At 34.0% G+C, this 13,035-nt stretch carries 13 protein-coding genes and 3 pseudogenes; 5 read left to right on the top strand and 11 right to left on the bottom strand.

Features of this window, described 5'->3' with window-relative positions; all coding sequences use genetic code 11:
* Window positions 1-250 precede the first annotated feature (250 nt).
* The 4 genes from Q9B79_RS08010 (at window position 251) to Q9B79_RS08025 (ending at window position 4,317) form a co-directional block, all read left to right on the top strand.
* A complete protein-coding gene (locus tag Q9B79_RS08010; RefSeq protein ID WP_306183343.1) occupies window positions 251-1,987 on the top strand; it encodes a zincin-like metallopeptidase toxin domain-containing protein in 1,737 nt (578 codons plus the stop codon).
* Between the two features lie 14 nt (window positions 1,988-2,001).
* On the top strand, window positions 2,002-2,490 hold the full coding sequence (locus Q9B79_RS08015) for a hypothetical protein (RefSeq protein WP_000050864.1): 489 nt from the start codon (window positions 2,002-2,004) through the stop codon (window positions 2,488-2,490).
* Window positions 2,491-3,139: 649 nt separating this feature from the next.
* Window positions 3,140-3,631, top strand: coding sequence for a protein phosphatase 2C (locus Q9B79_RS08020; RefSeq protein ID WP_306183344.1), 492 nt, complete (start codon window positions 3,140-3,142; stop codon window positions 3,629-3,631).
* A gap of 176 nt (window positions 3,632-3,807) precedes the next feature.
* On the top strand, window positions 3,808-4,317 hold the full coding sequence (locus Q9B79_RS08025; protein WP_306184778.1) for a protein phosphatase 2C: 510 nt from the start codon (window positions 3,808-3,810) through the stop codon (window positions 4,315-4,317).
* 317 nt (window positions 4,318-4,634) lie between these two features.
* Here the strand turns inward: Q9B79_RS08025 and Q9B79_RS08030 are convergent.
* The 6 genes and pseudogenes from Q9B79_RS08030 to Q9B79_RS08045 all read right to left on the bottom strand — a co-directional run.
* Window positions 4,635-4,859, bottom strand: a pseudogene (locus Q9B79_RS08030) (tyrosine-type recombinase/integrase); the annotation flags it as partial.
* A pseudogene (locus tag Q9B79_RS08035) lies at window positions 4,859-4,987 on the bottom strand (ArpU family phage packaging/lysis transcriptional regulator); the annotation flags it as partial. The pseudogenes Q9B79_RS08030 and Q9B79_RS08035, both read right to left, overlap by 1 nt.
* A gap of 307 nt (window positions 4,988-5,294) precedes the next feature.
* Window positions 5,295-5,579: a M23 family metallopeptidase gene (locus Q9B79_RS26970; protein WP_372339542.1), complete on the bottom strand. Its 285-nt coding sequence runs from the start codon at window positions 5,577-5,579 to the stop codon at window positions 5,295-5,297.
* Window positions 5,579-6,046 (bottom strand): hypothetical protein, encoded by a 468-nt coding sequence (locus tag Q9B79_RS26975; RefSeq protein WP_372339543.1) that lies wholly within the window; start codon window positions 6,044-6,046, stop codon window positions 5,579-5,581. Before Q9B79_RS26975 ends, Q9B79_RS26970 begins: the two co-directional genes overlap by 1 nt.
* On the bottom strand, window positions 5,973-6,326 hold the full coding sequence (locus Q9B79_RS26980) for a hypothetical protein (protein WP_372339544.1): 354 nt from the start codon (window positions 6,324-6,326) through the stop codon (window positions 5,973-5,975). Before Q9B79_RS26980 ends, Q9B79_RS26975 begins: the two co-directional genes overlap by 74 nt.
* 407 nt (window positions 6,327-6,733) lie before the next feature.
* Window positions 6,734-6,934 carry a cell division protein FtsZ gene (locus tag Q9B79_RS08045; protein ID WP_306184781.1) on the bottom strand — a complete coding sequence of 67 codons (201 nt, stop codon included), beginning with the start codon at window positions 6,932-6,934 and terminating at the stop codon, window positions 6,734-6,736.
* 218 nt (window positions 6,935-7,152) lie between these two features.
* Here Q9B79_RS08045 and Q9B79_RS08050 point away from each other — a divergent pair, with 218 nt between their 5' ends.
* The gene (locus Q9B79_RS08050) at window positions 7,153-8,700 is read left to right on the top strand and encodes a recombinase family protein (RefSeq protein WP_306183345.1); all 1,548 of its coding nucleotides are present in this window, start codon (window positions 7,153-7,155) and stop codon (window positions 8,698-8,700) included.
* 32 nt (window positions 8,701-8,732) lie between these two features.
* On the opposite strand, the pseudogene dpaB reads toward Q9B79_RS08050, so the two are convergent.
* The 5 genes and pseudogenes from dpaB to Q9B79_RS08075 form a co-directional block, all read right to left on the bottom strand.
* Window positions 8,733-9,158: pseudogene (gene dpaB, locus Q9B79_RS08055) on the bottom strand (dipicolinate synthase subunit B); the annotation flags it as partial.
* Window positions 9,155-10,057: a dipicolinic acid synthetase subunit A gene (gene dpaA, locus Q9B79_RS08060; RefSeq protein WP_060631971.1), complete on the bottom strand. Its 903-nt coding sequence runs from the start codon at window positions 10,055-10,057 to the stop codon at window positions 9,155-9,157. The gene dpaA and the pseudogene dpaB, both read right to left, overlap by 4 nt.
* 273 nt (window positions 10,058-10,330) lie before the next feature.
* Window positions 10,331-10,582, bottom strand: a complete 252-nt coding sequence (locus Q9B79_RS08065; RefSeq protein WP_306183346.1) for a YlmC/YmxH family sporulation protein — start codon at window positions 10,580-10,582, stop codon at window positions 10,331-10,333.
* Window positions 10,583-10,712: 130 nt separating this feature from the next.
* The gene (locus Q9B79_RS08070; RefSeq protein ID WP_098667746.1) at window positions 10,713-11,954 is read right to left on the bottom strand and encodes a M16 family metallopeptidase; all 1,242 of its coding nucleotides are present in this window, start codon (window positions 11,952-11,954) and stop codon (window positions 10,713-10,715) included.
* Window positions 11,955-12,040: 86 nt separating this feature from the next.
* On the bottom strand, window positions 12,041-12,940 hold the full coding sequence (locus Q9B79_RS08075; RefSeq protein ID WP_306183347.1) for a polysaccharide deacetylase family protein: 900 nt from the start codon (window positions 12,938-12,940) through the stop codon (window positions 12,041-12,043).
* Window positions 12,941-13,035: the final 95 nt, after the last annotated feature.

The raw sequence follows: 13,035 nt of genomic DNA on the forward strand, positions 1-13,035 counted from the left end.
AGGTTGACGCCAACAGGGTAGCGACAATATAAACATTTCTTTTCTCTTCTATTATATATTCATTTCAAATCCTGTAAATTTATTTTGTATACCATATTCTTCACAGGTACCCATAAACGAATTAGACGGTACTTTAGTAATTAAATGGAAAAGTTCTACTTTGATATTGAGTTTACTACAGCAGCATATTTACATATATATCCTTTAATTGGTATGGTTTACTTGTTCGCATAAAAGGGGGGGGAGATTTTTGAGTTTAAATATGTATTTAGGGGAAGTACATGCCCAAACACAAAGTATGAATGCTGTATGTACGGCTACCATTCAAGGTATGGAACAAGCGATTCAGTCGATTGACGCTTTTGCAATTGATACTGTGTTACAAGGACAAACATATAGCAGTGCAAAATCATTTTTTGTACAAACCTTTCGCCCTTTAGCACAAGGAATCATTTATCTGTGTGAAGAGTTAATTCGTCAGAATGATGCTTTTCCAAGTCAATTCCAATCACAGGTCGCTTCCACGGATGTCGTTGAACAAGAGTTACTAGAACAAATTCGAGAAATTGACCGAATGAAAACAAGTATAGAAGCTATCAATCAAGCTATGCCACTCCCGGGTATGGACGCTATGGCGAATCTTTTTACTGTCATGAGGAAAAAACTGCAAGAAAAATTAGAACATCTATATGAATTTAATTATACTTCTAGTAATAATTATGATACTGCACTCCAACTAGCCGCTAGCATTGCGATGGGGTTGGCGGAAGTTCAAAGTGGAAAAGGCTTTAGTCCTGCAAGTGGTACATTTAGTACGCAAGGGTTGAATATGGAGTGGATAACTTCTATCCAAGCGATTACAGAAGAAAAAAAACGTCATTCTGAAGGAAGTAGTATTATAGAAGAATCGTTGTTCGATAAATTTAAAGATACTGTTGAAAATAACGTAGAAGCGATAGATCAGTTGTACGAAAAGTTTATTCGCCAGATAGAAAACACTCCCCTTATTGGGCAATATTACAACTACAAAAAAGGGCAAAATGAAGCGGTGTTAGATGAACTTAAAGGAATATTAAACACAATTTTACATCCAATAGATAGTGTTGAGGGGGCTGTGTATGCTCTTTCTCACATCGACGAAACATTTGCTGCTGTAGAACAAGCTATTTCTGATTCGTGGAATCAAGATGTTGTAAATGGAGATTGGAATAGCAGAGCTAAATGGTATGGAAATGTAGAGATGCAAGTTAAATTAGCAATTGCTGAATTATTTGTAGGAACAAAAGGTGTAGATAAAATTCCAAAATTAGGTGAAGTTTCAAAGTTGGACAAAACTTCAAAACTTAGTGAAAGCGTAAACTTTATACAAGGTACTAAAAACGTAATAACTTTAGATAAGTATAGGCAAAGCGTTGACATGTTGAATAATATTCTAATGCCAAAAAATCAATTTGCTTATGCAGGCAGAAATATTGTAGACTCTTTCTCAGATAGCAATGCTCTTAAACAAGCTAAAGAAAAACTATTTACTCATCAGTTTGCTGAAAGTACAGGTGAAGTTAATAAGGCAACAAGCGGAGCTGACTTGGATTTTAGAAAAGTAAATATTCAAACCAATGAAATTGGAGAAACTTTAGCTACTAGAAAGGAAATTCGAGCGTATAAAAAGGAATGGGGAGAATTAGGTATAAAAGTTAATATAGATAAAAAAGGAACAATTCTTCCAAACAATGTAGAAGCAGCATTTGACTTTGTTAATGGGGATATATATTTAAAGAAAAAACCATCCGTCATAAATATGCATCATGAGGGTTTTCATGCAGAGCAGTGGTTAGATATAGGAAAAGAGCAATATATGAATCTTAGTAGGTTAGAAAGAGAAGAATATGTATTTGAACAAGTAATGAAAAATAAACATTTATTTGATAAAGCTTCTATTGACCATTCAATAGAATATATCGAAAGATTAAGATTGAAATATAAATAAAAGGAGAATTTTATATGTCTTTAGATAAGTATAAAAATATGTCTGATGAAGAGTTTAAACAATTGTCTACTGAAGAATTTCAAAATTATATAAAATTAAAGCAAGAAGATTTCTCAAGACATTATAGGAAAATAAATGAAATTACTGTAGATGTAATGTTAAAGCCTCAGGAAGCAATAGAAATTGCTAAACATTATCATAAGAAAAATAAATTAGATGGAGTAGTTAATGAAGATATCAACCAGCTTTTCTTTGATGAGGCTTATACATTTAAAATTGTGAAAGAAAATAGAAACAATGATGATATAAGACCAGCTTGGAGAATATTAGTGGATTTACCAAAAAACCCTTTTCTTATGGAGGACTATACACTAATTGTGTCTGATAGAGATAAAAAAGTAATGGGTATGCTCGATCCAAATGGGCATCCAGTATTTAAAGGCAATGAATTTACAGATGAAGATATCGAATATATTATGAGCGATGAGGATTCTAAAGATTAATTAAGGTAATAATTTAGTGGATAGTTTTATAAATAGAATAATTGTCTTTTTTAATTAGTTTTTATGCTATTTTGCTAGATTCTAAGGGAAAAGAAAGAAGAATTTAAAAGAACAAGATAAATGGAAGAAAAATTTTTATATCTCTATTTTTTATATAATGATACATTTATTAACATCAACTAGGAGGAACATTCCTTGAAAGTTGTACGCTCTATATTTAAAGGCTTTCGTTTAATAAATTTAATTGTAAAGCCAATACTTAAAGCATTATCTAAAAGTAAATTTTAAATCTCATAAATATTAAAATCCCCTTCTGCATATAGGTGCAAAAGGGGATTTTTTTCAAATTATTCTATTCGTTCTACAGACAGTACTCATAGATAAACAAGAAACGGTGTATATTTACCCTAACATTTATAAAGATGAAAATCAATATATAATTATCTACATATAGAACCAGATAATAATTTTGTTCATAAAACTATTCTTTTATAAGAAATCACTTCCCATATATAATTCCATTTTTGTTGTAAACTTCACAAATTATGACTAAAAGAATATCGAAAATTCGAATATATCTATTTACTCCCGAAACCAAATATTGTAATATAATGTATGTTATAAACACATAGGGAAAGGAATGGAAAAGATGTTACAAAAAATCAAAAAGTTTATGGTCGTTGCTGCTGCAGCTGTTATGTTATCTGCTGGCTTTGCAACAGTTGCACCGAAGGAAGCTCATGCTGCTCATTGGGCAGACAATCAAATGAATTGGGCTTTCAACAAAGGAATTATTACCGCTGATTTAAGAGACAGTCTGGCAACTCGACAAGATGTTTGGATAATGATTGCTCGTTGGGATGGAAATTACGTTGGGAATTATGAGAAAGCACGTCAGTATGTAGTGCGAAATGGTATTTCTGATGGTACTCGTGGAACTAACTGGGTTACTCGTAATGAAACAGTTGCCATGTTGTATAACTACTTCTACGGTAGTGGTGGTTGGACTCCTAATAAAGGCTTTGGAGACGCATTTTCTTGGGGACGTACAGTAGGTGTCTATGATGGTAGCCGTGGAAATGACGCTGCTACGAGAGCTGAAGTTGTTACTATGATATATAACACACGTTCCAATCGATAAGAAAATATAAGAAAATATAAGAAAAAGGGATTTCCCGCAATTAGGTAACCCCTCTTTCACTAATTTCACATATACATAGGACTTATTTTATTCTATGCATATATAATTTTATATTTTACGGAATTTTCTGTATAAAATTAAGTGTTACAAACAACACAGGGGAAGGAATGGAATTTATGTTAAAGAAAATTAAAAAAATTATGGTCGTTGCTGCTGCAGCTGTTATGTTATCTGCTGGCTTTGCAACAGTTGCACCGAAGGAAGCTCATGCTGCTCATTGGGCTGATAAACAGATGAATTGGGCTATGAGCAGAGGCTATATCACCGCTGACCTAAGAGATAATCTAGCTACTAGACAGGACGCATGGTTAATTCTAACGCGTGCAATAAAGGGACAAGGTGGATATGACTATAACTATGCACGCCAATTTTTAGGGTATCTTGATGTTACAGATGGTACAAGAGGCACTAACTGGGTTACTCGTGATGAAATGGCTGGAATGTTGTATCAATACAGACTAAAAAGTCCAGCATGGAATCCTGAAACTGGATTCTACAACTCAAATAATTGGGCTAAATCAGCTGGTATCTTTGATGGTTCTCGCGGAAATGCTTTTGCCACAAGAGCTGAAGTTGTTACTATGATATATAATGCATCGGTAAATGGCAAACTCAAAAGAGTTTGATAAAAATATTTTTATCAAAAAGAGAACTATTCTAAACGAGTTAATGAACTAATAAAAATGAGTATAAATAAAAAGAGCCGCTCCATAGGACGGCTCTTTCTTTTCTTAATCAAACTATTCTTTTATAAGAAATCACTTCCCATATATAATTCCATTTTTGTTGTCAACTTCGCAAATTATGACTAAAAGAATATCGAAAATTCTAATATATTATTTTACTCTAAAAATCGAATGATGTAATATAATGGATGTAACAAACACATAGGGAAAGGGATGGAAAAGATGTTAAAAAAACTTAAAAAAATTATGGTAGTTGTTGCTGCAGTAATTTGTATTCGTTTCTGTTTCCCTGTTTTCTTTTCCCACATAGATATATGACTGCCTTTAACATCCTCTACTTTCAATTTCAAAATATCTGAGATTCTGAGGCCTGTATTAATACCCATAATGAAGAGAATGTAATTACGTAAGCTCTTTTCCTTAAAATACTCTTTTAACTGCTGTATTTGCTCTGGATCACGTATTGGTTGAACAAAATTCATTATTCATTACCTCCCGTTTCTTCTGCCTCATATACTTCTAATCTAAGAGCAAAAGCTAATTTATAAAAAGCATTAGATTTATTTCGTCTATACGTACGCTCACTCATACCAATTTCGTTATAAACCATTTAATTAAACTATTTATCTACCACTCGCTTATAGCACCACTCTACAACATCGAACAATTAAAATAACTCAAAATAATCATTAGATGTTGTTGGTTTTAACACAAACTATAAAAAAAACAGCTATCCTTAGATAACTGCTTTTTTATTAAACCTTATTTAATTATTTTGTAAGAATACTTATTCAACTGATTGAGGGTAACTTTTTTGTAACCATTTCCCAATATACAGCTATACTTGTTCTTCCAATATTGTATCCACTAATTTTAAATATGTAATAAATATATTATACATTCAGACTTAATGTTTATTAAAATGGTAAGTATGGTTTTGGATCTACTTGTCCACCTATATACTGATTCTTAATTTCGAAGTGTAAATGGTTCCCAGTAGAATCGCCTGTACTACCTACTTTTCCTATTACTTGACCTTGTTGTATACGTGCGCCTACAGTAGTTAAAATTGAGTCCATATGACCGTATAATGTCCAAAGTCCGTCATCATGCTTAATAACCACAGCATTACCATATCCACCAAATCCTTGACCTCTTACACCAAAACCAGCAAATTGTACAGTTCCTGATTTAGATGCCATTATTGGTGTACCCTTTGCTGTGCTGCGAAATCAATACCTTTATGCACTGTCCCCCATCGACTTCCATACCATGAACTCACATTTGGGTTTTTTACAGGCATTTGATATTTAGAAGAACCAGGATCTGTTTCATGCGGGTTCATCCACTTGTCGCCTTCCCAAGTTTTAATCTTTAACCATCCACTAGTTGTTCCATCTATTATTCTAAAATTCTGTGGACTATATAATGCTCCTGCGTTTGCTTTGCCTGAATTAAATGAAGGTTCGTTGTACGCATAGAATGATTGATTGATTGATTGATTGATAAATCTTTCTTCTCCATCTAGATTCATCCATTTTTCGCCTTCCCAAGTCTTAATTTTCAACCAGCCATCTGTTGTTCCATCTACTATTCTAAATGTTTGTCGCCCGTACCTTCGCTCCAGCATTCGCAACCTTTGATGAGAAAGATGGTCCATCATATGCATAGAAATCTCCCATGACACGTTCTTCCCCATTTAAATTAATCCAAACCGAACCTTCCCATGTTTCAATCTTCCACCAGCCATTATCTCTTTTTTCCACGACTCCTACATTTTGAGCACCATACTCTGATCCGCCATTTGTTTTGGCTGAATTAAAAGATGCTTCCTTATACCCATAGAATGATTGATTCACGTATTCTGAATTACCAGCAGCGTGAGTTACCATACTAAATGCCGAGATAGATAGAATAAAGAATAATAACATTACACTTTTTTTTAGCATATACTCTTTTCTCCCTTTTTCATTATTTTCATATTGCGCTTATTTCATTAACATATTTTTCTTTATTTGTATATAAATTACCAAATTAATAATAAACAATTTAGATTGCTATATTTCTTTTAAACCCTCTCCGTTCAAGGCTTGATTGGATTCAATATTATAAAAAATATTAATTTTTTACTAGTTTTTTAAAAATAACTATTTTATTTTTAACTTCTAAAAAATGATTTTCAAATAATGCATTATCTGTCCTTCATTACCATTTTTAATAATATGGAGGTCATTTAAATCGTTGGTAGCTCGCAATAATCCCAGAAACATTTAATTATTTTTATATCAATTTACCAAATAATTAAAGTTATTCTCACAAACATAACCTGTCTATTTTCTATACAAAAAAAGAGGAATTACTCCTCAATATTTTCTTTCCTTTGCAATTCATCGATGATGGCCCAACTAGCCTTGTAATATGCTCGAAGAATTTTATCAATATCTTTTTTTATTTTCGGCTCTGGGGCCACAATATAAACTTTCGTTTTCCCAAATTTATAAGACGCGGCATATTCTTCTTGTTGGCTCATGGTGTCACCTCTTGAAGTACTTTCTATATTTGTATGCTACTAATTTGTTAGTACTGCCATATTAGTTGCTCAGCATTTCAAAGCAAACCAATCATCGAAATATTAAATACATCGGAAAACAGTATAGAGTCTTACATGCTTTCTTAAATCAAACATATCATTACTTTCGCTACTTCAAATAACTATTTCTACTTCTTATATATACATTTCTCGTATATGAATTAACTATATAAGGAGGTCTCTCTATGAAAACCGCAATCTATCTAAGAAAATCCCGTGCCGATCTCGAAGCTGAAGCACGCGGCGAAGGCGAAACTTTAGCAAAGCACCGCTCTACCCTGCTGAAAATTGCCAAGGAAATGAACTTAAATGTTTTATCTGTTCGTGAGGAAATCGTTTCTGGTGAAAGCTTAGTGAAACGTCCTGAGATGTTAGCACTGCTCGAAGAAATTGAAGATAACAAATATGATGTTGTTCTTTGTATGGATATGGACCGTTTAGGTCGTGGCGGTATGAAAGAGCAAGGAATCATTTTAGAGACGTTTAAACGTTCGAATACGAAGATTATGACGCCTAGGAAGACTTATGATCTTAATGATGAGTGGGACGAAGAATACAGCGAATTTGAAGCGTTTATGGCTCGTAAGGAGTTAAAGATTATTACACGTCGTATGCAACGAGGTCGTGTTGCTAGTGTAGAGGCTGGGAATTACCTTGGTACACATGCACCATTCGGATATGATATCCACCGTTTAAATAAGCGAGAGCGTACGTTAACGATTAATCCAGAAGAAGCTTCTGTCGTAAGAATGATATTTGATTGGTATGCAAATGAGGATATGGGAGCAAATGCAATTAGGAGCAAGTTAAATGATCTTGGCTACAAAAGTAAGTTAGGAAACGAATGGAATCCTTATAGCATCTTAGATATATTAAAGAACAATGTGTACATCGGAAAAGTAACGTGGCAAAAACGAAAAGAAGTAAAACAGCCTGATGCCGTAAAAAGAAGTTGTGCTCGTCAGGATAAATCAGATTGGATTATTGCTGATGGTAAACATGAGCCTATCATACCCGAAAGCTTGTTTGAGCAAGCACAAGAAAAATTAAACTCAAGATATCACGTTCCTTACAATACGAACGGAATTAAAAATCCTCTAGCCGGAATTATTAAATGTAGTAAATGTGGTTATAGTATGGTACAGCGTTATCCGAAGAACCGAAAGGAAACAATGGATTGTAAACATCGCGGTTGTGAAAACAAATCAAGTTATACTGAATTAATCGAGAAGCGTTTACTCGAGGCATTAAAAGAATGGTACATCAATTATAAAGCTGATTTTGAAAAACATAAGCAAGATGACAAATTAAAAGAGACACAAGTCATTCAAATGAATGAAGCTGCATTACGCAAGCTTGAAAAAGAATTAGTGGATGTCCAAAAACAAAAAAATAATTTACATGATTTATTAGAACGTGGCGTTTACACAGTCGATATGTTTTTAGAACGCTCGAATGTAGTTTCTGACCGTATAACTGAAATTACTTCCACAATGGAAAACTTAAAGAAAGAAATTAAAACCGAAATTAAGAAGGAGAAAGTGAAGAAAGATACAATACCTCAAGTAGAGCATGTTCTTGATCTGTACTTTAAAACAGATGATCCCAAAAAGAAAAACAGCCTCCTAAAGTCGGTTTTAGAAAAAGCTGTTTATAAAAAGGAAAAGTGGCAAAGGCTCGATGATTTCGAACTTGTGCTTTACCCTAAGCTCCCTCAAGATGGCGACATATAAGCGTTCGCTCTTTGTCGTCATCTTGTTGGTGTAATTAGATTTACTCCATTAAGCCCTAGAGCATCATTCGTCGAAACAGCCAATACGACAGGCTTGCCATTTCTTAGCGTCGCCTTCGCTGCCATTAATACTGGAGAGTCTGTCATTGCATTTGCAAATTTACTCATTGAATTTCCTGTTAGTGGTGCAATTACCATACAATCTAGTGGAATTTTAGGTCCTAGTGGTTCTGCACCAACGATTGAATTAATCGCTTTAAAGCCTGTTACTTCTTCAATCTTTTTAATCCACTCTGCTCCTTCGCCAAATCTTGTATTCGTTGATTGAACAGTATAAGAAACAACGGGACGTACTTCTGCTCCCTCAGCAATCAATTTTTCTAAATGAGGCATTACTTCTTCGTACGTACAATGTGAACCAGTAAAACCAAATCCTATTCTCTTCCCTTTTAAATTCATTCTCCATTCTCCTTTCTTGCGATTACATCTTCTGCTAATAACTGAGAAAGAACGTTCGCTAAAATTTGTCCTGCTGTTTTTGGAGCAACAATGCCTGGCAATCCAGGTGCTAATAGCGCTTTGATTCCTCTTTTTTCCGCATATCTAAAGTCGGTACCGCCTGGTTTAGAAGCTAAATCAATTACTAACGTATGAGCCGGCATTTTTGAAATGACATTCGCTGTCACAACGAGATGTGGAATTGTATTAATGACAATATCTATATTCCCTACTTCTTTCTCAATGTCTTGCATATGAAAAGGAGAAAACATCATTTCTGTAATACGTGCAATATGTTCCGATCGTCTTGCTCCAACTTTGACATGGGCTCCTAATGATTGAAACGCTCTGGCAACACTCATCCCTGTTCTACCAAATCCTAAAACCATTACATTAGAACCATGAATCGTATAGTCGGTATGTTGAATTACCATCATTAATGTACCTTCTACAGTTGGTATAGAATTGTAGATTGCCACATCATCACGATCAAATAATTTAATTAGTTTACGGTTTGTAGTAGATACGAGATTTTCCAAGTAAGGCGTACCAATACCTGAATATATAGTAAAATGTTCTGGTGTATTTTCAATTTGTTCTTTCGTTATAGAAACTTTTTCGTTTGAAAAAATAGTATCTACTTCTCCCTTGGCATTTGTACCTGCAACTGGCAAAATAATTGCATCTACAGAAGTGAAATCTAAATTTTGTATACTTTCTTTTGCTGCCCCTGTGAAGCCATGATCTAACTGATCAAACCCTATCAATGAAAGTTTCGCATCCAATTCAACTAGCTTGCGAATTACTTCTAGCTGTCTTGCATCTCCTCCTATGACAGCAATATGCATCTCAGTCAACATTCCCTAATTCACCTTCTTTTTCTGTCATTTATAAGAAAAGTGCCTACTTTTTCTTTTTCCTCCACATCATATGTAATGTACGAGTTTTAGGTGATTGAAAAACAAAAAGCACACATGATTGATCCCGCTCTTTGTATGCAGAAAAACCTCCCCTCAAAATTCCGCATAGGAGAGGACATTATGTAGGAATTTGATTGCCCGTAGAAGCTCGATTCATGTGAGCTAATACTCTGCGGGTAATGCACAAAAAAAGATGACCAAAATGGCCATCTTTCACTTCAAATTTGAACGATCTGTAATATCACAAAGGATCATATCATGCCCTACTTTTTTTATTTGGCTCCACCCTACTCTTATTTCTTGTGGTTCCTTTTTAAAACCTCCCCATTTCCCAGCAGGTATGATAAGAGCCTGTATTTGGCCCTCCTTCTCATCAATCTCTAAATCCACATATCCTAAAACTCCCATTTTTTCGGCTCTTTCTAAATTTACGATCTCTTTACCACTCAATTCACTTAATCGCATATGCTCTCCCCCTATCGAAATTATGAATGTAAGTTATCCATAATTAGTACCTATTCTGTATATCCAAAAAAAATAACCGTACCTCATTTAAAAGAGATACGGTTATTTTTACATACTTCATATAAAGCAATTATAGTTTTATTCCTTTTGGAAGTTTTCCATCTGGACTAATTAATGCTGCAGAGAATTCATCTGTAAACATGTTACGAATTAACCCATCTACATTTTCTTTCGTTACAGTGTTTACACTTTCAATAATTTCATCAAGTGAACGGTGCTTACGAAGTAGCAATTCATTTTTACCATTACGGCTCATACGGCTATTCGTACTTTCTAAACTTAACATTAAGTTTCCTTTTAATTGCTCTTTACTATTAATAAGCTCTTTTTCTGTAATACCTGTATTTTTCAATGTTTCTAATGTTTCTTGCATTGTTTCATACAGTGTATCTAATTGTTGGCTACCTGTTCCACCATACAGTGTTAACATACCTGTATCTTCATAAGAAGAATGGTAAGAAAATACTGAGTATGCTAATCCACGTTGCTCACGTACTTCTTGGAATAAACGGCTACTCATACTACCGCCTAAAACGTTATTTAATACGATTAAGTTATAAATATCTTCGTGCCCCATTTGTAAGCCTTTATATCCTAAACATAAATGAGCTTGTTCTGTTTCCTTTTTACGTGCTACCTTATTAAAATGGAAGATTGGGCTATGTACTTGTTCACGGTTTGTCGTTCCTTCATAGCTACCGAAATATTGCTCTACCGTTTGTAAAAAGGCTTCATCAATATTTCCTGCGACTGAAACAACTACATTTTCAGGTGTGTAATGATCCTTAATATATTGACGTAGCGTATCACCTGTAAACGTATTAAGCGTTTCTTCTGTTCCTAAAATAGGATATCCAAGCGGATGCGTTTCATATGTTGCTTTTGTTAACATATCATGCACAATATCATCTGGAGCATCTTCGTACATTTTAATTTCTTCACATACGACATTCTTCTCTTTTTTCAATTCTTCTTCATCAAATGTTGAATTAAAGAACATGTCTGCTAATACATCTAAAGCGTATTTAGCATGCTCATCTAGCACTTTTGCATAGTAACAAGTGTATTCTTTTGAAGTAAAAGCATTCACTTGCCCACCAATGCTATCAAATGATTCTGCAATTTCTCGTGCACTGCGTGTTTCCGTCCCTTTAAAGAACATATGCTCTAAAAAGTGAGAAATTCCGTTATTTTTTTCATTTTCATTTCTTGATCCTGCATGAATCCAAATACCAATCGCAACCGATCTTACAGTTGGTATATTCTCCATAACTATTCTTACACCATTTTTACAAGTATATTTTTTAATCAAAAACTTTCCTCCTACTGCCAGTTTCTCTAAATAAGTGCTATTATTTAATGATAACAAGTTTAAGGATGAATGTCATGCAAATGTATTTAATCCACACGTTTTTCATCCAGTAATTCTGTTATATTCCCTACTTTATATCCTTGTTCCTTCAATTTTGTAATCATTGTATCTAATGATTCTGTTGTTGACGAAGTAGGATGCATTAATACGATAGCACCAGGATGTATTTTTCTCATTACTCTCTGCAATAGTACAGCTGGCTCAGGTCGCTTCCAATCGATTGTATCGACAGTCCACATGATTGTTCCCATTTGAAAATCATCTGCAATTTTCACGACTTCATCCCGAAAACTTCCGCTCGGCGGTGCAAACCATCTCACCTTTTGATTCGTAGCTGCTTCAATCATTCGATTTGTTTTTTGTAACTGATCTCGTATTTCATCAGACGATAGCATTTTCATATTAGGGTGAGTGTATGAATGATTTCCGACTTCTTGATTTGCATCGACAATCATTTTTGCAAATCGTAAATTTTCTTTCACCCAACGTCCTTCTAAAAAGAAAGTTGCCTTCACATCATGTTTTTTCAATATTTCTAATATACGAGGCAAATACTCATTTCCCCATGCCACATTTATTGTTAATCCCACCATCTTTTTATTCGGATGCCCTCTATAAATTGGAGCGGGTGATAAATCCTCTAAATGGACACTCGGTGATACTTCCTTGAATTCAAGATGTTTTTGATCAAATTTCTTTAGCTTCTTCATATTGTTATAGGATGCTTCCATATCAACTTTTCTTCCATTATAACCTGGCGTTGCTTTCCATATCTTATCAATCATCGCATTTTGAGGTGCAATCTCATATTGTTTTGCATGCTTTTGAATTTCTTCATATAAGTTATCCTGTGCAAAAACGGAATAAGAGCCTACACTAACATATAAAAAGAATATACATATGTATGCCAATATACGAGCTTTCATATAAACCCTCCCATTAACTATATAAAAAACATTTTTCTTCTTATCTTTGTTAATTTGAGCGTTATAATGAAAACTATACCTATGCTGACATAAAA

This window comes from Bacillus sp. MHSD_36 (assembly GCF_030757775.1).
Taxonomy (GTDB): domain Bacteria; phylum Bacillota; class Bacilli; order Bacillales; family Bacillaceae_G; genus Bacillus_A.

Excerpts from the sequence above, each read along its gene's own strand:
- Q9B79_RS26975 (WP_372339543.1), bottom strand. The coding sequence starts at position 6,046 with ATGCATATGATGGACCATCTTTCTCATCAAAGGTTGCGAATGCTGGAG.
- dpaA (WP_060631971.1), bottom strand. The coding sequence starts at position 10,057 with ATGTTGACTGAGATGCATATTGCTGTCATAGGAGGAGATGCAAGACAG.
- Q9B79_RS08025 (WP_306184778.1), top strand. The coding sequence starts at position 3,808 with ATGTTAAAGAAAATTAAAAAAATTATGGTCGTTGCTGCTGCAGCTGTT.
- Q9B79_RS08075 (WP_306183347.1), bottom strand. The coding sequence starts at position 12,940 with ATGAAAGCTCGTATATTGGCATACATATGTATATTCTTTTTATATGTT.
- Q9B79_RS08065 (WP_306183346.1), bottom strand. The coding sequence starts at position 10,582 with ATGCGATTAAGTGAATTGAGTGGTAAAGAGATCGTAAATTTAGAAAGA.
- Q9B79_RS26970 (WP_372339542.1), bottom strand. The coding sequence starts at position 5,579 with ATGGCATCTAAATCAGGAACTGTACAATTTGCTGGTTTTGGTGTAAGA.
- Q9B79_RS26980 (WP_372339544.1), bottom strand. The coding sequence starts at position 6,326 with ATGCTAAAAAAAAGTGTAATGTTATTATTCTTTATTCTATCTATCTCG.
- Q9B79_RS08015 (WP_000050864.1), top strand. The coding sequence starts at position 2,002 with ATGTCTTTAGATAAGTATAAAAATATGTCTGATGAAGAGTTTAAACAA.
- Q9B79_RS08020 (WP_306183344.1), top strand. The coding sequence starts at position 3,140 with ATGTTACAAAAAATCAAAAAGTTTATGGTCGTTGCTGCTGCAGCTGTT.
- Q9B79_RS08050 (WP_306183345.1), top strand. The coding sequence starts at position 7,153 with ATGAAAACCGCAATCTATCTAAGAAAATCCCGTGCCGATCTCGAAGCT.